16 protein-coding genes are annotated in these 17,443 nt (G+C 64.7%); 2 read left to right on the top strand and 14 right to left on the bottom strand.

Features of this window, described 5'->3' with window-relative positions; genetic code table 11:
- From P6U29_RS27140 to P6U29_RS27150, 3 genes are all read right to left on the bottom strand, one after another.
- A complete protein-coding gene (locus P6U29_RS27140) occupies window positions 1–897 on the bottom strand; it encodes an ABC transporter permease (protein WP_407113156.1) in 897 nt (298 codons plus the stop codon).
- Window positions 894–1,844, bottom strand: a complete 951-nt coding sequence (locus P6U29_RS27145) for an ABC transporter permease (protein WP_407113158.1) — start codon at window positions 1,842–1,844, stop codon at window positions 894–896. Before P6U29_RS27145 ends, P6U29_RS27140 begins: the two co-directional genes overlap by 4 nt.
- Window positions 1,845–1,928: 84 nt before the next feature.
- Complete coding sequence (locus P6U29_RS27150; RefSeq protein WP_407113160.1) at window positions 1,929–3,350, bottom strand: amidase; 1,422 nt, start codon at window positions 3,348–3,350, stop codon at window positions 1,929–1,931.
- Window positions 3,351–3,476: 126 nt separating this feature from the next.
- Here P6U29_RS27150 and P6U29_RS27155 point away from each other — a divergent pair, with 126 nt between their 5' ends.
- Complete coding sequence (locus P6U29_RS27155) at window positions 3,477–4,364, top strand: LysR family transcriptional regulator (protein ID WP_407113161.1); 888 nt, start codon at window positions 3,477–3,479, stop codon at window positions 4,362–4,364.
- A 7-nt stretch (window positions 4,365–4,371) separates the two neighbouring features.
- Here P6U29_RS27155 and P6U29_RS27160 read toward each other — a convergent pair whose 3' ends face one another.
- The 9 genes from P6U29_RS27160 to P6U29_RS27200 all read right to left on the bottom strand — a co-directional run bounded on the left by P6U29_RS27160 (window position 4,372) and on the right by P6U29_RS27200 (window position 13,877).
- On the bottom strand, window positions 4,372–5,304 hold the full coding sequence (locus tag P6U29_RS27160) for a carbohydrate kinase family protein (protein WP_407113163.1): 933 nt from the start codon (window positions 5,302–5,304) through the stop codon (window positions 4,372–4,374).
- Between the two features lie 5 nt (window positions 5,305–5,309).
- Window positions 5,310–6,956: an FGGY-family carbohydrate kinase gene (locus tag P6U29_RS27165; protein WP_407113165.1), complete on the bottom strand. Its 1,647-nt coding sequence runs from the start codon at window positions 6,954–6,956 to the stop codon at window positions 5,310–5,312.
- A gap of 37 nt (window positions 6,957–6,993) precedes the next feature.
- Window positions 6,994–7,767, bottom strand: coding sequence for an SDR family NAD(P)-dependent oxidoreductase (locus P6U29_RS27170; protein ID WP_407113167.1), 774 nt, complete (start codon window positions 7,765–7,767; stop codon window positions 6,994–6,996).
- 31 nt (window positions 7,768–7,798) lie between these two features.
- Entirely contained in the window at window positions 7,799–8,806 is a 1,008-nt protein-coding gene (locus tag P6U29_RS27175; protein ID WP_407113169.1) for an ABC transporter ATP-binding protein, read from the bottom strand.
- A gap of 8 nt (window positions 8,807–8,814) precedes the next feature.
- On the bottom strand, window positions 8,815–9,645 hold the full coding sequence (locus tag P6U29_RS27180) for a carbohydrate ABC transporter permease (protein ID WP_407113171.1): 831 nt from the start codon (window positions 9,643–9,645) through the stop codon (window positions 8,815–8,817).
- Between the two features lies 1 nt (window position 9,646).
- Entirely contained in the window at window positions 9,647–10,519 is an 873-nt protein-coding gene (locus tag P6U29_RS27185) for a carbohydrate ABC transporter permease (protein WP_128922629.1), read from the bottom strand.
- 89 nt (window positions 10,520–10,608) lie between these two features.
- Entirely contained in the window at window positions 10,609–11,922 is a 1,314-nt protein-coding gene (locus tag P6U29_RS27190; protein ID WP_407113172.1) for an ABC transporter substrate-binding protein, read from the bottom strand.
- A 335-nt stretch (window positions 11,923–12,257) separates the two neighbouring features.
- Window positions 12,258–13,208 (bottom strand): sugar-binding transcriptional regulator, encoded by a 951-nt coding sequence (locus P6U29_RS27195; RefSeq protein WP_407113174.1) that lies wholly within the window; start codon window positions 13,206–13,208, stop codon window positions 12,258–12,260.
- Between the two features lie 6 nt (window positions 13,209–13,214).
- Window positions 13,215–13,877 (bottom strand): HAD family hydrolase, encoded by a 663-nt coding sequence (locus P6U29_RS27200; RefSeq protein WP_407113176.1) that lies wholly within the window; start codon window positions 13,875–13,877, stop codon window positions 13,215–13,217.
- Between the two features lie 210 nt (window positions 13,878–14,087).
- Between P6U29_RS27200 and P6U29_RS27205 the strand changes: the two genes are divergently transcribed.
- Window positions 14,088–14,513, top strand: a complete 426-nt coding sequence (locus tag P6U29_RS27205) for a cupin domain-containing protein (RefSeq protein ID WP_407113178.1) — start codon at window positions 14,088–14,090, stop codon at window positions 14,511–14,513.
- Window positions 14,514–14,585: 72 nt separating this feature from the next.
- On the opposite strand, the gene mmsB is transcribed toward P6U29_RS27205, so the two are convergent.
- Both mmsB and mmsA read right to left on the bottom strand, forming a co-directional pair.
- On the bottom strand, window positions 14,586–15,776 hold the full coding sequence (gene mmsB, locus P6U29_RS27210; protein ID WP_407113180.1) for a multiple monosaccharide ABC transporter permease: 1,191 nt from the start codon (window positions 15,774–15,776) through the stop codon (window positions 14,586–14,588).
- The gene (gene mmsA, locus P6U29_RS27215; RefSeq protein WP_407113182.1) at window positions 15,773–17,350 is read right to left on the bottom strand and encodes a multiple monosaccharide ABC transporter ATP-binding protein; all 1,578 of its coding nucleotides are present in this window, start codon (window positions 17,348–17,350) and stop codon (window positions 15,773–15,775) included. The genes mmsB and mmsA overlap by 4 nt, the downstream gene beginning before the upstream one ends.
- Window positions 17,351–17,443 lie beyond the last annotated feature (93 nt).

The raw sequence follows: 17,443 nt of genomic DNA on the forward strand, positions 1-17,443 counted from the left end.
TCACCGCTCCCGCGCCAGTCGGGGATCGAGCAGGTCGCGCAACCCGTCACCAAGGAGATTGAGACCGAGCACCGCGATGGCGATCGCAGCGCCCGGATAGACCGCGAGCATGGGCGACTGGAACAGCAGCGTCTGCGCGTCGTTCAGCATGCGGCCCCAGGACGGCTGCGGCGGCTGCGTGCCGAGACCGAGATAGGACAGCGCGGCCTCGGCGAGAACGGCGAGTGCAAACTGGATCGTGACCTGCACGATCAGGATCGACAGGATGTTCGGCAGCACGTGCTCGATGGTGATGCGGAAGCGCCCCTTGCCCGCCGCGCGCGCGGCCAGCACGAATTCGCGGGCCCAGATCGCGTTGGCCGAGCCACGAGTCAGCCGCGTCAGCGTCGGGATCTGGAAGATGCCGATCGCAATGATCGAGGTCACCATGCCGGGGCCGACGACCGCGGCGAGCATGATCGCCGAGAGCACGGCGGGAAAGGCGAAGGTGAAGTCGGAGAAGCGCATGATGACCTCTTCGGTCCAGCCCCGCTGGGCCGAAGCGATCAGGCCCAGCGTGACGCCGAAGGTGAGACCGATGCTCACGGCGATGATTCCGACCATGATGGTGGAGCGGGCCCCCGCAAGCAGCAGCGAGGCGATGTCGCGGCCGAAGGAATCGGTGCCGAGCCAATGCGCCGCCGAGGGCGGCCGGAGCTTCGATGCGATGTCGATCTCGTAGGGCGACCAGGGCGTCCAGACCAGGGAGAGCAGCGCGGAACCGATCACCGCAAGCACCAACACGCCACCGAGCACGAAGCTGCGATGCCGCAGCGCCCTCCGCCAAAAGCCGGTGGCGGGGCGCGTCGGCGCAGCGGCTGTCGGCAATCCAACTGCGGTGGCGAGCGGATCACTCACAGGTCGTGAACCTTGATGCGGGGATCGATGAAGGCATAGAGGACATCGACCACGAAGTTGACGATGACGACCATGGCCGCGAGCAGCATCACGCAATTGCGCACCACGATGAGGTCGCGGTTGGCGATCGACTGGAAGATCAGCCGGCCGAGGCCCGGCAGGTAGAACACGTTCTCGATCACGATGGTGCCGGCGAGCAGATTGGCGAATTGCAGCCCCATCACCGTCATGACGGGGATCATGGCGTTGCGCAGCACGTGGCTCCACAGCACCTCGCGCTTGCCGAGCCCCTTCGCGCGGGCGGTACGGACGAAGTCCTCGCGCAGCACTTCGAGCACGGCCGATCGCGTGACGCGCGCGAGGATCGCGGCCTGCACCACGGCAAGCGAGACCGCCGGCAGCAGCAGTGACTTGATTCCGGGCCAGATGCCGTCCTCCCAGCCGGCAAAACCGCCCGCCGAGAGCCACTGCAGCCGCACCGCAAACAACAGCACCAGCAGGATCGCGAACCAGAAGTTTGGCAGCGCGATGCCGACCTGGGTCAGCGACATCACGCCGACATCGCCGAGTTTGTTGTGGTTGGCGGCGGTGTAGATGCCGGCGGAGAGCGCCAGCGTCACGGTGATCGCCATCGCCATGATCGCGAGCGGAATGGTCAGCACCAGCCGTTCCGCGATCAGGCTGGCGACCGGGGTGCCGTAGACGTAGGAGTTGCCGAGATCGCCGACGGCGAGGCCCTCGATCCATTGCAGATAACGAACCGCCAGTGGCTGGTCGAGCCCGAGCTTGATGGTGAGCGCGCGAACCGCGTCCGGCGAGGCGTCGGCGCCCATCAGCATCTGTGCGGCATTGCCGGGAAGAGCATCCAGCACCAGGAAGATGATCAGCGATGCGCCGACCAGCGTCGCCAGCAAGGTCAACAGACGTCGGAGGACAAAGACGCTCATGCGTGCTCGGCTTCAGGGCTCACCCGCGGCACGATCAACATGTCTGGGCGCCGGAGGCAAGCTCTTTGCTGCATGCCCACCTCCTCAGGCCGGCCAGCGGGACAGAAGATCGCCTGACGCCTCGAACATTGCGCTCACGCGCAGCAATTCTGCGTCCGCCCGGAAGCGGCCGACGAGCTGAAGCCCGATCGGCAGCCCGTCACGGGCAAAGCCGCAGGGGAGGCTGATCGCGGGATGGCCGGTCATGTTGAACGGCATGGTCCACGGGAACCAGTGCGGCCGGACGCTGTCGTAGTGCCGACCATCGATCTCGATGCTGCCGAAGAGGTCCTGCTTGATCGGCAGCGCGGTGCGGGTGAGCGTCGGCATCGCCAGAAAGTGTCCGCGCGCAAACAGCGATTGCACGCGACGGAACAACGCGGTGCGCGCGAACATCGCCTCCTGGTAGTCGACGCCGCTGACTTCGGCCGCGAGCGCGAGCTGCTTGAGGAAGGCCTCGCTCAGCTCGTCCTTGTGTTCAGTCGCCAGTTTTGCAAAGCGCGTCCGCCAGACCGTGTGGTTGATGGCACGCCAGATCGGCTCGATGTCGAAACCATCGCCGGAGAATTCCTCGAGCTCGGCACCTAAGCTCGCCAGCCGATCGAGGCTCGCCCTGAAACTGGCGGCGACCTCGGTGGACACCGGACGGCCCGGCGGCGACAGGCAGTACAGGATCCTCAAGCCGCGCAGGTCGCCGCGCGAGGTCGCGGTGCCGATGAAGTCAGGCACGGGCACGCCGATCGACCAGGGATCGACAGGATCTTCGCCCGCCATCGCCTGCATCATCAGCGCGGTATCGGCGACGGTGCGGGTGGTCGGCGTGACATAGGTCTGGTTGCCGAAGACGTCGAGGGCCTGGCTGTGCGGGATCACGCCGTTGCTCTGCTTCAGCCCGACCACACCGTTGCAGGCCGCCGGAATTCGCGTCGAGCCGCCGCCATCGGTCGCAATCGCCAGCGGCGCGATGCCGCTGGCCACCGCCACCGCCGCGCCGCCGCTGGAGCCGCCGGAGGAACGGCGGGCGTCCCAGGCATTGCGAGTGCAGCCGAACAAAGGTGAATCGGTGAGGCACTTGCTGCCGAACTCCGGCGTCGTGGTCTTTCCGATCAGGATCGCGCCCTCGCTGCGCAGCCGCGCAACGGCAACTGCATCCTCGGTCGGCACGTTGTCCTTGAAGGGAACGGCGCCAAAGGTGGTCTTCACCCCCTTGGTATTGACGATGTCCTTGACGGTGACGGGAATGCCATGCAACAGGCCGAGCTCCTCGCCCGCCATCACCTTGCGCTCGGCTTCGCGCGCCGCCGCGATCGCCTCATCACCGCACAGGGTGATAAAGCAGTTCAATTCGGGCTGGAGCGCCTCGGCGCGGGCAAGCACGGCGCGTGTGAGCTCGACTGGCGAAATCCGCTTTCCAGCGATGAGACCGCGCAGCTCGATTGCGGACAAAAGACAGGGATCGCCGTTCATCGTCACATCACACGCTCCGAAGCGGGCCGCCATTGGCCCGAAGACATTGACAGCGAGAATGACAGTTTTGTTAACTCGCCGTCCAATACGATTTTTGATGCCAACCCATATGCCTTCGGTATGCCAATGGATCTTCGCCGGCTCCGCTATTTCGTCGCCGTCGCCGAGGCGCGTAGCATCGGCAAGGCCGCCGAGCGGCTCCGGATGGCGCAGCCACCGCTCTCGGTCCAGATCCGCAAGCTCGAGGCCGAGATCGGCGCACCGCTGTTCCGCCGCGGCACCCGTGGCATGGATCTGACCGAGGCGGGTCAGGCGCTGCTGGCGCGCGCCAGCGAAGCGCTCGCACTTGCCGCCGACGGCGCCGAAGCCGCGCGCGCGGTTGCCTCGGGACGGCGCGGGCGGCTGTCGGTGGGCTACATGTTCGTGCTGGCGAATGCGATGCTGCCGCGGCTCATCCCTGAGCTGCGCCGCGCAGTTCCTGGCGTCGACCTCGGCTTCGCCGAGCTCAGCGCCTCGACGCGCGAGGCCCGGGTGCTCGACCGCAGCGTCACGGTCGCGCTGTGCATGCCTGCAATCAATCATCCCGAAATCCAGGTGGCAAGGATCGGTGCACAGCCTTTCATGCTGGCCATGCCGATCCGCTCGCCGCTCGCCCGCTTGAGCTCCGTGCCGATGGCCCGGCTGCAGGGCCGTCCGCTGATCGCACTCCCGCATCCGGACCATGGGCCCGCCTCCTCCGCGGTCGTCCCCTTATTGCGTCGGCATCAAGTGGTGATGCCGATCGCCAGCCGGGTGGAGACGGTGCATTCAGCGATGAGCCTGGTTCTGGCCGGCGAAGGTCTCGCCATCCTGCCGGCCTGCGCACAGCTCGGCGCGCCACGCGGCATCGTATTCAGGCCCCTGCGTGACGTCACCGATTCCCTCGACATCGCAGTCTGCTGGCGGCGGGATTCCCACAGTCCGCTGATCGGAACCTTTCTCAAATGCGCTGAGAAGGCCGTCGCGCGGATGTGAAGCGACGTTAGAGGCTCCAACTGATCTCGTGACTCCAGGGCGGATCGGCGCCCGGACGGGTGCAAGTGAGGCCGGCGCAATTGGCAGCGAAGGACAGCGCGCGGCGAAGCTCGTCGGCACCGGTGTCCTTCAAGGCTTGCCGGGCAATGCGCCCTTGCTTGTGCAGAGCGAACAGCAATGCGGCCTGAAAGCTGTCGCCGGCGCCGATGGTGTCGGCGACCTCGACATTGGGCGCGACGACTTCGATCTGCCCTGCCCCCGCATGCCACGCGACGGCGCCATGGTTGCCCCGGGTGACGACGACGAGGCTCGTGCCCTGCGCGAGCAGCTCGCTCGCGCGCTGCTGATAGGGCTCGTCGCCAAAGAGATAGGCGAAATCGACGTCCGACATCTTGATGAGATCGGCGTGGCCAGCGAGCTCCGCCATGCGGGCGAGATAGGCCGGCTTGTCCTTGACGAGGTTCGGTCGGCAGTTCGGATCGAAGGAGATCGTCGAGAACGCGCGCGCATCCGCAATCAGCGCTGTCGTCTCCGCCGCGCCCCGGTCGTTGACCAGCGTGGTCGAGCCGACATGGAGAGCTTCAACCGTGTCGAGCGGAATTGTCCCGCGTCGGTACGTCCAGTTCCGCGTCGCCGTCTCGGCATCGTAGAACGCGTAGTGCGACTCGCCCGCGACGATGCGGACGAAGGCGAGCGTGGTCTGGTGATCGCTGCGGGTAGCGAGACTGAGGTCTACGTTGGAGATGGTGGCGTGATCGGCGATCATCTGCCCGAACAGGTCGGTCGAGATGCCGCCAACGAAACCGGCCGGCGCGCCGAGCCGCGCCATACCGATCGCGACGTTGAGACAGGAGCCGCCGATAGCGGGCATCACGGCCTCGCGACCTTCATTTCGCGTCGGCACGAAATCGATCAGCGCATCGCCGCAGGCAATCAGCATGTCTCTCAACCTCTCGCGATGCTGCGCATCGCCGCGCGGCTTCGCTGGTCGACCTCGCGCAGCAGCTTGTAGACCTCGCGCTTGCGGGCGTGAAACGCGGCCATCTCGGGCACGGTCGGCTCGCTCTTGCGTCCTAGCGCCGACATTTTGGCCATGGTCTCGCCGATGGTGGCATAGGCTCCTCCGGCGACGGCGCCGAGCATGGCGGCGCCGAGCAGTACCGGCTCCTTGGTCTGCGGCAGCGCGACGGTGAGGCCGGTCGTGTCGGCCATGATCTGCCGCACCAGCGGACTCCGGCTGGCGCCGCCGCCCATGATCATGATGTTCGAGCGCACGTCATGAGCGGCAAAAGCCTCGATCACCTCGGCGAGCCCGTAGGCAAGACCGCAGAGGCCGGCGACGAACAGCCGCTCCATCGAACCGATGTCGGTGTCGAGATCGAGGCCGGCGATCACCGCCCGCGTGTCCGGGTCGGCATAGGGCGAGCGGTTGCCGATGAATTCCGGCAGGACGTGGACGTCACGCGCCAGCAGCGCAGCGCGACTGGCATCGCCTGCGCGCGCGATGATACGACGCTCGAGGAAGTCGATGAGATCGAGGCCCTCGCTGCGCGCGGCCGCGCTCACCTCGCCGAAACCGGGGTGCGACTTGAGCAGATGGTCTATCGCTGCGCCCGCAGCCGACTGGCCGCCCTCGTTGAGCCAGAAGTCCGGGACCATGCCGGAGTAATAAGGGCCCCACACACCGGGGACGAAGCATGGCTCCTTCGTCGTCGCCATGATGCAGGCCGACGTTCCCATGATGTAGGCGAGACGATCGCAGACGTCGGTCACCTCGCCCGTCCCATCGCGTCCGCCGATCGCACCGATACCGCCGGCGTGGGCATCGATCAGCGAGGCGCCGACCGGCGTGCCCGGTGACAGGCCAAGTTCAGCCGCGGCAGTTCGGGTCAGCCCCGCCCCAAGCCGCGTGCCGGGAGCGACGATCTCGATGCCGATGCGCGCGTAATTCTCGGCGACAAAGTCGGACAGACCAATACGCTTGAAGAATGGCGCGCTCCAGCCGCCGCGCTCATGGGCAAGGTAGTTCCATTTGCAAGTGACGGTGCAGGTCGAGCGCTGCAGCGAGCCGGTCGCGCGCCAGGTCAGATAGTCCGCCAGATCAAAGAAATGACCTGCAGCGTCAAAACTCGTGCGCAGATGCCGCTTCAGCCATAGCAGCTTCGGCATCTCCATCTCGGGTGAGATCGAGCCGCCGACATAGCGCAGCACCGCATCCTCGGTCTCGTTGATCAGCCGCGCCTCGGCGATGGCGCGATGGTCCATCCAAACGATGACGTTGCGCTGCCTGTCGCCGGATCCACTGACGGTGAGCGGCTCGCCATGCCGATCGAGGACAACCAAAGAACAGGTGGCATCGAAGCCGATACCGTCGACGCTATCGGGCGCAATGCCAGCCTCCGCCATCGCCGCGCGTACCGATACCGCGCAGGCCTCCCAAATGTCCTGGGACGACTGCTCGACGATATCGTCGGCCTCGTGCCAGACCCGGATCGGATGACGCGCCATCGCGAGCAGCGTGCCCGCCTCATCAAATACCCCTGCCCGCGTGCTTGTGGTCCCTACATCGACGCCGATATACGCTCGCGGCATTGTCGCTCCCGGTCGCTTCGTCAGTCTTGACGCGAGCCTACCAGCAAGTGTAGCCGCCATCCACCAGCACGATGCTGCCGGTCATCAGGCTCGCGGCCTCCGATGAGAGGAACAGCACGACGGAAGCGATCTCCTCGACCTGCCCCATCCGCGCCATCGGGGTTCCGCCGATCCAGGCGTCGTACATTTTGGGATTGCTCTTCACGAAAGCGTTGAGCGGCGTCTCGATATAGGTCGGGGCCACCGCATTGACGCGGATGCCGCGCGCGCCCCATTCGGCGGCGAGCGACTTGGTCAGATGATGCACGGCGGCCTTGGAAGCGTTGTAGAAGCACTGCTCCTGCGGCTTGTTGACGATGAAGCCCGACATCGAGCCGACATTGACGATGGCGCCGCTTCCAGCCTTCAGCATGTGCTTGCCGAATTCGCGGCAGCACCAGAACGTGCCGTTGAGATTGACGTCGATGACGTTGAGCCAGTGCTCGTCGGTGACGGTCTCCGCGGGCGTCTCGCTACGGGCGATGCCGGCATTGTTGACGAGGATGTCGACCTTGCCATGGCGGGCGACGAGGTCGTTCGCGATTTCGGCCACACGTTTAGTGTCGGTGACGTCCATGACCGCGGTCTCCACGTCAAGGCCCTTTGCCTTCAGGCTTGCTTTCCCGCTGTCAGCGACCTTGCCGTCACGATCGCCGATGATGACCCGGGCGCCGGCCTCGGCCAGCGCCTCGGCGCAGCCAAGGCCGATGCCCTGCCCGCCGCCGGTGATGAACGCGGTCTTGCCGTTCAGCTTGAATTTTTCCAGGTACATGATCGTCTTTCCGTTTTCTTGCCGTTTCTTGTCAGCTCCGAAGAGCGTTGCCGCTCTCGTCGAAGCGGTGGATGCGTGCGGAATCCGGCACCAGCGACACGCGGTCGCCGGCGTGCAGGCTCAATTCGCCGATGTAGCGCGCCGTCAGCATGCCGAACGCGCCGGCATCGACGTAAAGGAAGGTATCGCTGCCGAGATGCTCGGCCACTGCAATGGTGCCCTGCCAGCCGCCGGCGCCGTCGCGCTCGATCTTCAGGTGCTCCGGCCGGACGCCGATCGTCGCTGCCCCCTTCTGCAAAGCGGGCTCGCCGGTGACGAAATTCATCTTGGGCGAGCCGATGAAGCCGGCGACGAAGAGATTGGCGGGCCGCTCGTAAAGCTCCAACGGTGAGCCATATTGCTCAATCTTGCCACCGTTGAGCACGACGATCTTGTCGGCCATGGTCATGGCTTCGACCTGGTCGTGGGTGACGTAGATCGCGGTGGTGCCGAGTTGCTTCTGCAGCCGCGTCACCTCGATGCGCATCTGCACACGCAGCGCAGCATCGAGATTTGAGAGCGGTTCGTCGAACAGGAACGCCTTGGGCTCGCGCACGATGGCGCGGCCGATCGCGACGCGCTGGCGCTGGCCGCCGGACAGCTCGCGTGGCTTGCGATCGAGATAGGGCGTGAGGTTGAGCGTCGCAGCGGCCGCCTCGACCTTGCGGTTGATCTCGTCCTTGGCAAGGCCCGCCATCTTCAGGCCGAAGCCGATATTGCCGCGCACGCTCATATGCGGATAGAGCGCGTAGGACTGGAACACCATCGACAGCCCGCGTTTGGCGGGCGGCGTGTCGACGACGTTCTTGCCGTCGATCAGGATCTTGCCGCCGCTGACGTCTTCGAGGCCAGCGATCAGCCGCAGCAGTGTGGTCTTGCCGCAACCGGAGGGGCCGACGAACACCACGAAGGAGCCGTCGGCGATATCGAGGTCAGCGCCCTTGATGATGTGCACCGGGCCGAAGGATTTTTGCACGCCCTGAAGTGTGATCTGACCCATGATCCCCTCTACTTCACCGCGCCGAAGGTGAGCCCGCGCACGAGCTGCTTCTGACTGAACCAACCGAGGACGAGAATGGGCGCGATCGCCAGCGTCGATGCCGCCGACAGCTTGGCCCAGAACAGCCCTTCCGGGCTCGAATAGGAGGCGATGAACGTGGTGAGTGGCGCGGCGCTCGAGGTCGACAGATTGAGCGTCCAGAACGCCTCGTTCCAGGCCAGGATGAGGTTCAGCAGCAAGGTTGAGGCGAGCCCCGGGATCGCCATCGGGGTCAGCACGTAGATCAGCTCGCGGCCGATGGTGGCGCCGTCCATGCGTGCGGCCTCCAGAATGTCGCGCGGAATCTCCTTGAAATAGGTGAACAGCATCCAGATGACGATCGGCAGGTTTCCGAGGCACAGGATAAAGACGAGGCCGATGCGCGAATCGAGGAGGCCGAAGGATTTGTAGATCAGGTAGATCGGCACCAGCACGCCAACCGGCGGCATCATCTTGGTCGAGAGCATCCAGAGCAGGATGTCCTTGGTGCGCTTGGTCGGCGAGAACGCCATCGACCAGGCCGCAGGAACGGCGATCAACAGCGCAATCAACGTCGAGCCGCCGGCGATGATGATCGAGTTCATCGCGTGATGAAGATAGTCGCTGCGCTCCTGCACGGTCGCGTAGTTTTCCGTGGTCCAGTGGAAGAACAGGAAGGATGGCGGTACCGCGAATGCCTCGAGCTCAGTCTTGAAGCTCGCCAGCCCCATCCACAGGATCGGGAAGAAGATCAGGAAGCCGAACAGCCAAGCCGCCGCCGTCGATATCGCCACCTGCCGCGTCGTCGCCATCCGTGCCATGTCAGGCCTCCAAATTGCGGCCGACGATGCGGACCAGGAAGAAGGCGACGACGTTCGCGATCACCACCGCAACGAGGCCGCCCGCGGAGGCGCTGCCGACGTCGAACTGGATCAGCGCCTGCGAATAGATCAGGAACGCGATGTTGGTGGTCTGCAAGCCCGGCCCGCCGCCGGTGGTGACGAAGATCTCGGCGAACACGGTCAGCAGGAAGATGGTCTCGATCAGGATCACCACCGTGATGGGCCGCGCGAGGTGCGGCAGCGTAATGTAGATGAAGGTCGACACCGCGCTGGCGCCGTCCATCTCTGCGGCCTCCTTCTGCTCCTCGTCGAGCGATTGCAGCGCGGTCAGCAGGATGAGAGTCGCGAACGGTAGCCACTGCCACGTCACGATCAGGATGACGGCAAGCAGCGGGACATCGTTGAACCAATCGATCGGCGTGAGGCCGAACAGCGAAGCGAGCCAGGCGAACAGGCCCGACACCGGATGCATCAGCAGGTTCTTCCAGACCAGCGCGCTCACCGTCGGCATCACGAAGAACGGGGCGATCACCATCAGCCGCACGAAATTGCGCCCGATCACGGGCTGGTCCATCAGCAGAGCCAGGGGAATGCCAAGCAGGATGGTCAGCGCCAGCACGGAGCCAACGAGCACCAGCGTATTCTGGAGCGAGGCCAGGAAAGCGGGATCGGTGAGGAAGTAGCGGAAGTTTTCCAGGCCGACGAACGATTCCGAGCCGGGATCGAGCAGGCTGTAATGCAGCGTCGAGAAGTAGATCGTCAGCGCGAGCGGAACGATCATCCAAATGAAGAGCAGCCCGACCGCAGGTGTCAGCAGCGAGCGCGCAAGAAACTGCGTCTGCCGGGTTGCCATCCTGACTTCTCCTTTTGGGAAGAAGGCGGCCATCCATCCAGGGATGGGCGGATGGCCGCGAGTCTGAGCTCAGGAGGAAGAGCTCGGGTTCATTTGATGTAGCCGGCGCGCTTCATTTCGCGCTCGGTTGCGGATTGCGCGGCGGAAAGCGCCGCATCGACGGTGGTGGAGCCCGCAAGCGCCGCGGAGAATTGCTGGCCCACCTGCGTGCCGATGCCCTGGAATTCGGGGATCGCGGCATATTGCACGCCGACGTAGGGCACCGGTTTCACAGTCGGCTTGTTGGGATCAGCGGCGTCGATCGAGGCCAGCGTCAGCTTGGCGAAGGGCGCGACCTTCAGATAGTCAGGGTTCTGGTAGAGCGAGGTCCGCGTGCCCGGCGGCACGTTGGCCCAGCCCTCCTTCGACGCGACGAGCTTGGTGTAGTCCTTGCTGGTCGCCCAGGCGATGAACTTCTCGGCGGCTTCCGTCTTCTTCGAGCCGGCGGGTACCGCCAGATTCCAGGCCCACAGCCAATTGGCGTTCTTGCCAAGCCCGGTGTTGGGCGCAAGCGCGAAGCCGACCTTGTCGGCGACCTTGGAATCCTTCGGATTGGTGACGAAGGACGCCGCGACCGTGGCGTCGATCCACATCGCGCATTTGCCGGCGTTGAACAGCGCCAGATTCTCGTTGAAGCCGTTGGAGCTCGCACCGGGAGGGCCGGCTTCCTTCATGAGATTGACGTAAGTCGTGAGCGTCGCCTTCCATTCCGGCGTGTTGAACTGCGGCTCCCACTTCTCGTCGAACCAGCGCGCGCCGTAGGAATTGGCCATCGCTGAGAGGAACGCCATGTTCTCGCCCCAGCCGGCCTTGCCGCGCAGGCAGATGCCGTAGGTGCCGGCGCTCTTATCCGTCAGCTTCTTGGCCGCGTCGATGACGAAGTCCCAGGTCGGCTTCTCCGGCATCTTCAGGCCGGCCTTCTCGAACAGATCGGTGCGGTACATCACCATCGAGCTCTCGCCGTAGAACGGCGCGGCGTAGAGCTTGCCGTCGAAGGAGACCGCATCCTTGATCTTCGGCAGGAGGTCGGCGACATCGTAATCGGCGCCGAGATTGGCCAGCGGCACCAGCCAGCCCTTCTTGGCCCAGATCGGCACCTCATAGGTACCGATGGTGAGCACGTCGAACTGGCCGCCCTTGGTGGCGATGTCGGTGGTGACGCGCTGGCGCAGCACGTTCTCCTCCAGCGTCACCCATTTCACGGTGATATCAGGATTCTTCTTGGTGAATTCCCCCGTCAGCCCCTGCATGCGGATCATGTCGCCATTGTTGACGGTGGCGATGGTCAGGGTCGTTTCGGCCATCGCGGGGACGGCCAGCAGCAGGCAAGACGCGCCGCAGACGGCGCCCAGGACGTGTTTCACGGTGACCTCCCTTGGACTCGCGCTTTTGAGCATATGCCCACGCGTTGGGCGTATGTTCAACGGAGGCGCGGCGCTTGTCAAGCAGGCGCGAAGGTGTCCGCGCAACTTATGAGTGCTGCGGTGCGGCAAACCTCCCCATCATGCTCCGCGACCCGGCTACGCCAAGACTTCGTCGGGGTTGAGATCGAGGGGCGCCGAAGCTTTAGCCTAGGCGGCAGGCGGGGCATCCAGTGCTCCGTGCAGTAAGTGATTTGCCCCAAGAGGGGGGCGTGGCGTACTGGATCATCCGCTTTCGCGGATGATGACAGCGGAACAAGTGGCGAGACCGCCCGCCCCTACCGCTCCAGGATCGCCCTTGCGGTGGCCTCGTCCGTAATCAGCCCGTTGATCAGGCCGCCGCTCAGCGCGGCCGCAATCGCCGGGACCTTGGCTGCGCCGACCGCGGCGCCGATCGTCGTGGTCTTCGCGGGCACTTCCGGCGGAATGCTGGTGAGGCGCTTGTTGGTGCCGGCCTTGAGCAGGCGGCCCTTGGCATCATAAGCCCAGCCGGTGATCTCGCCGATCGCACCGAGCCGCATCATCTCGAACAATTCGTCGCGGGTGACGAAACCGTCGATATGCACCTGTGCCTTCTGGTCCATCTGACCGATGCCGACGAGGCGCAAATCCGCCTTGGCCGCGACTGCCTTCACCTTCGCGATCGGCTCGATGCGCACCATCCTGTTGCGCTCGTCCTCAGACGACATCAGGAATGGCAGCGGCATCGGATAGTGCCGCGCGCCGGTGCGGTCGGCGAGCCGGCCGACGGTATCGTAGAAGCTCGCCGAGCCGTCGGCCGAGATGTTGCCGACCAGCGAGACGATCTGGTGATTGGGCCGGTCGATCGGCGTGACGCGCTCGACCGCGGCGCGCACGGCACGGCCGGTGCCGAGCGCGACGATGACCGGTGTCTCCGAGCGTAGCGTAGAATCGAGCAGATTGGCGCAGCGCTCGGCAATCCCTGCTGTGGCCTGCGGCGCGGCAGGATCTGCCGGCACCACCTCGCAATGAACGAGCTTGAACCGTTCCTTCAGCCGCGCCGCCAGCTCCATGCAGGCGGCGATGGGATGTTCGAGCCGGAAGGTGATGAGACGTTCGGCAAGGCACAGCGAGACCAGCCGCTGCGCCGAGGCGCGCGAAACCTGCAGCATTTTTGCGATTTCGTCCTGGGTGTGGCCGGCAATGAAATAGAGCCAGCCGGCGCGCGCAGCGTCGTCGAGTCTCGACTTGTCGTTCTCGGCCGCCATGCGGGCTCACACCTCCCAGAAATCGCTCATGCGCGCGAAGACCCGATCGGCTCCGGCGGCGGACAATATAGCGTGGCCGTCGCGGGTGCGATAATGACCGCCGCCGACAAATCCCCAGACAGTCATGCCGGCCGCCTTGCCCGCCTGCACACCGCTGACGCTGTCCTCGATCACCAGCGTGCGTGAGGGCGGCGTGCGCATGTTCTCGGCCGCATGGAGAAAGAGATCGGGCGCCGGCTTGCCGTGCCGGACCATCTGCGCGGTGTAGAGCCGATCGCCGAAATGTGCGCGAAGACCGGTGACATCGAGCGAGAGCGACACGCGGTCAATGTCGCTGGACGAGGCCACACAAAACGGCTCGGCGAGACCGGAGATCACAGCCTCTACCCCGGGGATCGGCTCGAGCGAGGCGGCAAACGTCTCCAGCACATGTGACTTCAATCGCGGCAAGAAGCCATCCGGCACGATCTGGCCGAGATCGCGGTAGTGCTGCTCGATCGCCTTGGTGCTGCGTCCGAGAAACAGCTCAAGCGCCTGCTCCTCGCTGAGCGCGAAACCGAACTCGGCCAGCACCTCGGACAGGCAGCGACAGCTCAGGGGCTCGCTGTCGACGAGCACGCCGTCGCAGTCGAAGATGATGAGATCGAATTCTGGCCGTTCCGGGTCCATCCGAACATTCGATCATATACCCATTGCATGAGCAATAGCCCAACCGCGGGGACCTTGCGACCTTTCGCGCCTCAATGCGCCACCTGCCGGTAGATCCCGGGCAGCGCCCAGCGCCGCGAAGCGTCGCAGCCCAATCCGCTAATAGAGCGCTTTGGCTCGTTTCCCTAACGCGGTAAAGTTCGTTACCGCACACGACCCAATGAGTTCACCATGCCTGAGATCATCAATCTTGGTGCGCTGCAGCTGACGTTTCTGCGGAGCAAGGACGACACCGCCGGCAGCCTCGATCTGTTCGAGATGACCCTCCAGCCGAACGCGCGCATGCCGATCCCTCACTATCACGATCGTTGGGACGAAACGATCTATGGACTCAGCGGCATCTCAACCTGGCGGATCGAAGGAACGGACGTCGACGTGGCGCCGGGCGAGACCGCGTTCATCAAGCGCGGCGTGGTGCACGGCTTCACCAACCGTTCACCCCGGCCGGCGACTTGCCTCTGCATGCTCACCCCCGGCGCGCTTGGCCCGCAATATTTCAAGGAAATGGCTGTCCTACTAGCAGCCGGCACGCCCGATCCGGCAAGGATGAAGGAGACGATGCTACGTTACGGATTGGTACCGGTGCTGCAGTCCTAAGCGACACGAGAATTGGTGGGCACTGGCGCTGTGACACCATCTGCCCCCCCCCCCACGCTTTTCGTCGCAAGCTCACCGCCGCTGGTTATACACGTCGATGCACACCGCACCGAGCAGCACCAGGCCCTTGATGACCTGTTGATAGTCGATGCCGATGCCGAGGATGGACATGCCGTTGTTCATCACGCCCATGATCATGGCGCCGACCACGGCGCCGCCGACCCGCCCCACCCCGCCATAGGCCGAGGCACCGCCGATGAAGCAGGCGGCAATGACGTCGAGCTCAAAGCCGAGACCCGCTTTGGGCGTCGCGGTGTTGAGGCGCGCGGCGAAGACGAGGCCGGCGAGCGCGGCGAGCACGCCCATGTTGACGAAGGTCAGGAAGGTCAGCCGCTCGGTCTTGATGCCCGACAGGCTTGCCGCCTTGGCGTTGCCGCCGACCGCATAGATCTGCCGGCCGATCACGGTGCGACGGGTCACGAAACCGTAGAGTGCGATCAGCGCGGTCATGATCACCAAGACGTTCGGCAGGCCGCGATGCGAGGCGATCAGATAGGTGAAATAGAGCACGGCGCAGGCCAGCAGGATGCTCTTGCCGAGGAAGAAAGCGTAGGGCTCGACCTCAATGCCGTGCGATTGCTCGCGCGACCTGCCCTTGGCGCTGGCGTAGACGAGACCGAGCGCGAGCACGGCGCCGATCAGCATGGACGTCGGATGCAGCGTGCCGGCCTCTGGCAGCAGCTCCGGAATGAAGCCGGAGGACAATTTCTGGAAGGTTGGCGGGAACGGGCCTAGCGACTGGCCCTGCAACACCGCCAGCGCCAGCCCCTTGAACACCAGCATCCCCGCCAGGGTGACGATGAAGGACGGGATCTTGAAATAGGCCACCCAATAGCCCTGTGCGGCGCCGATGGCTGCACCGACCAGGAGGCAGGCAATGAAGGCAAGCGTGTAATCGACCTTGTAGGTCACCATGAGAACAGCGGCGACAGCGCCGATGAAGCCCGCGACCGAGCCGACCGAGAGATCGATATGGCCGGTGACGATCACCAGCAGCATGCCGAGCGCCATGATGACGATATAGCTGTTCTGCAGCACCAGGTTGGTGAGGTTGAGCGGCTGCAGCAGCGTGCCGCCGGTCACGACCTGGAAGAACAGCATGATCGCGACCAGCGACATCAGCATGCCGTAGTTGCGCAAATTGTTCTTGATGAAGCTGCCGTGCCGGCGCTCCTCGGGCAGCGACACCGTCTTGTCGGTCATGGCTGCGATCCTCCCATCTCCGCGGCCGCGGGCGCGGCGTTCCCAATGCTTCGTTCGTTGCGCATGATGGCGCGCATGATCTTCTCCTGCGTCGCCTCCTGCCCCCTGAACTCCCCGACAAAGGCGCCGTTGTTCATGACGCAGATGCGGTCGCAGATGCCGAGCAGCTCGGGCATTTCCGAGGAGATCACCACGACGCCGCGGCCGGCCTCCGCCAGCTCGTTGATGATACAGTAAATCTCGTATTTGGCACCGACGTCGATGCCCCTTGTCGGCTCGTCCAGGATGAGAACCTTGGGGTCGGTCATGAGCCATTTCGACAGCACCACCTTCTGCTGATTGCCGCCGGAGAGCTGGCCGGTCTCCTGGTAGACGTCGGAGCAGCGGATCCGCATCCTGCTGCGGTAGTCGCTGGCGACCTTCAGCTCGGCGATGTCGTCGATCACGCGGCCGGGCGCGACCTGGTCGAGGCTCGCCAGCGTGATGTTCTTGCGGACATCGTCGGCGAGGATCAGGCCGAGCTGCTTGCGGTCCTCGGTGACATAGGCGAGGCCGGCATCGATCGCATCCGCGACGCTCAGCAGCGCCATCTCCCTGCCCTCGAGCTGGAGGCTGCCGCTGATATTGGTGCCCCAGGAACGGCCGAACAGGCTCATCGCGAATTCGGTACGGCCGGCGCCCATCAGGCCGGCGATGCCGACGACCTCGCCGCGCCTGACACTGAAATTGACGTTCTTGATCACCTGCCGCTCGGGATGGATGGGGTGATAGACCGACCAGTTCGCGACGCCGAGCACGGGCTCGCCGATCTTCACGCTGCGCTCGGGGAAACGATGCGCCATATCGCGGTTCACCATGCTGCGGATGATGCGGTCTTCCTGGATCGGCTCCGCATGGCAGTCGATGCTATCGACGGTGCGGCCGTCGCGCAGTACGGTGATGTGGTCGGCGACCTTGGCGACCTCGTTCAGCTTGTGCGAGATCAGGATCGAGCCGATGCCCTGCTCGCGGAACGACAGCAGGCGTTCGAGCAGCGCGGCGCTGTCGGCCTCATTGAGACTCGCGGTCGGCTCGTCCAGGATCAGCATCCGCACGCGCTTGGACAGTGCTTTGGCGATCTCGACGAGCTGCTGCTTGCCGACGCCGAGATCGGTGATCAGCGTATCAGGCGATTCCCTTAGGCCGACCTGCGCCAGCAGCTCGCGCGTGCGCCGGTACACTTCGTCACGATCGATCACGCCGAGCTTCGACGGCGGATGCGACAGGAAGATGTTTTCCGCGATCGACATCAGCGGGATCAGCGCCAGTTCCTGGTGGATGATGATGATGCCGAGCGCCTCGGAATCGTTGATGTCGCGGAAGCGGCGCTCCTCGCCCTCGAAGACAATGGTGCCCTCGTAGCTGCCATGCGGATAGACCCCGCTCAGCACCTTCATTAGCGTCGACTTGCCGGCGCCGTTCTCGCCGACGAGGGCGTGGATCTGGCCTGCGTGAACTGAGAAGTTGACGTCGCGCAGCGCCTGCACACCGGCAAAGCTCTTGCTGACGTTGCGCATCTCCAGCATGGCTGTCATTGGATCGTGTCCCTTGCGTTACTTCGCCTCTCCCCGCCTGCGGGGAGAGGCCGGATGATATCGCGGCCACCACATCGTCATTGCGAGCGTAGC

Source organism: Bradyrhizobium sp. LMG 9283, assembly GCF_045571415.1.
In the GTDB taxonomy this organism is placed as follows: Bacteria; Pseudomonadota; Alphaproteobacteria; order Rhizobiales; family Xanthobacteraceae; genus Bradyrhizobium.

Bases quoted from the DNA above. Each gene is read 5' to 3' on its own strand.
- P6U29_RS27145 (WP_407113158.1), bottom strand. From the start codon at position 1,844: ATGAGCGTCTTTGTCCTCCGACGTCTGTTGACCTTGCTGGCGACGCTG.
- P6U29_RS27150 (WP_407113160.1), bottom strand. From the start codon at position 3,350: ATGAACGGCGATCCCTGTCTTTTGTCCGCAATCGAGCTGCGCGGTCTC.
- P6U29_RS27155 (WP_407113161.1), top strand. From the start codon at position 3,477: ATGGATCTTCGCCGGCTCCGCTATTTCGTCGCCGTCGCCGAGGCGCGT.
- P6U29_RS27160 (WP_407113163.1), bottom strand. From the start codon at position 5,304: ATGCTGATTGCCTGCGGCGATGCGCTGATCGATTTCGTGCCGACGCGA.
- P6U29_RS27165 (WP_407113165.1), bottom strand. From the start codon at position 6,956: ATGCCGCGAGCGTATATCGGCGTCGATGTAGGGACCACAAGCACGCGG.
- P6U29_RS27170 (WP_407113167.1), bottom strand. From the start codon at position 7,767: ATGTACCTGGAAAAATTCAAGCTGAACGGCAAGACCGCGTTCATCACC.
- P6U29_RS27175 (WP_407113169.1), bottom strand. From the start codon at position 8,806: ATGGGTCAGATCACACTTCAGGGCGTGCAAAAATCCTTCGGCCCGGTG.
- P6U29_RS27180 (WP_407113171.1), bottom strand. From the start codon at position 9,645: ATGGCACGGATGGCGACGACGCGGCAGGTGGCGATATCGACGGCGGCG.
- P6U29_RS27185 (WP_128922629.1), bottom strand. From the start codon at position 10,519: ATGGCAACCCGGCAGACGCAGTTTCTTGCGCGCTCGCTGCTGACACCT.
- P6U29_RS27195 (WP_407113174.1), bottom strand. From the start codon at position 13,208: ATGGCGGCCGAGAACGACAAGTCGAGACTCGACGACGCTGCGCGCGCC.
- P6U29_RS27200 (WP_407113176.1), bottom strand. From the start codon at position 13,877: ATGGACCCGGAACGGCCAGAATTCGATCTCATCATCTTCGACTGCGAC.
- P6U29_RS27205 (WP_407113178.1), top strand. From the start codon at position 14,088: ATGCCTGAGATCATCAATCTTGGTGCGCTGCAGCTGACGTTTCTGCGG.
- mmsB (WP_407113180.1), bottom strand. From the start codon at position 15,776: ATGACCGACAAGACGGTGTCGCTGCCCGAGGAGCGCCGGCACGGCAGC.
- mmsA (WP_407113182.1), bottom strand. From the start codon at position 17,350: ATGACAGCCATGCTGGAGATGCGCAACGTCAGCAAGAGCTTTGCCGGT.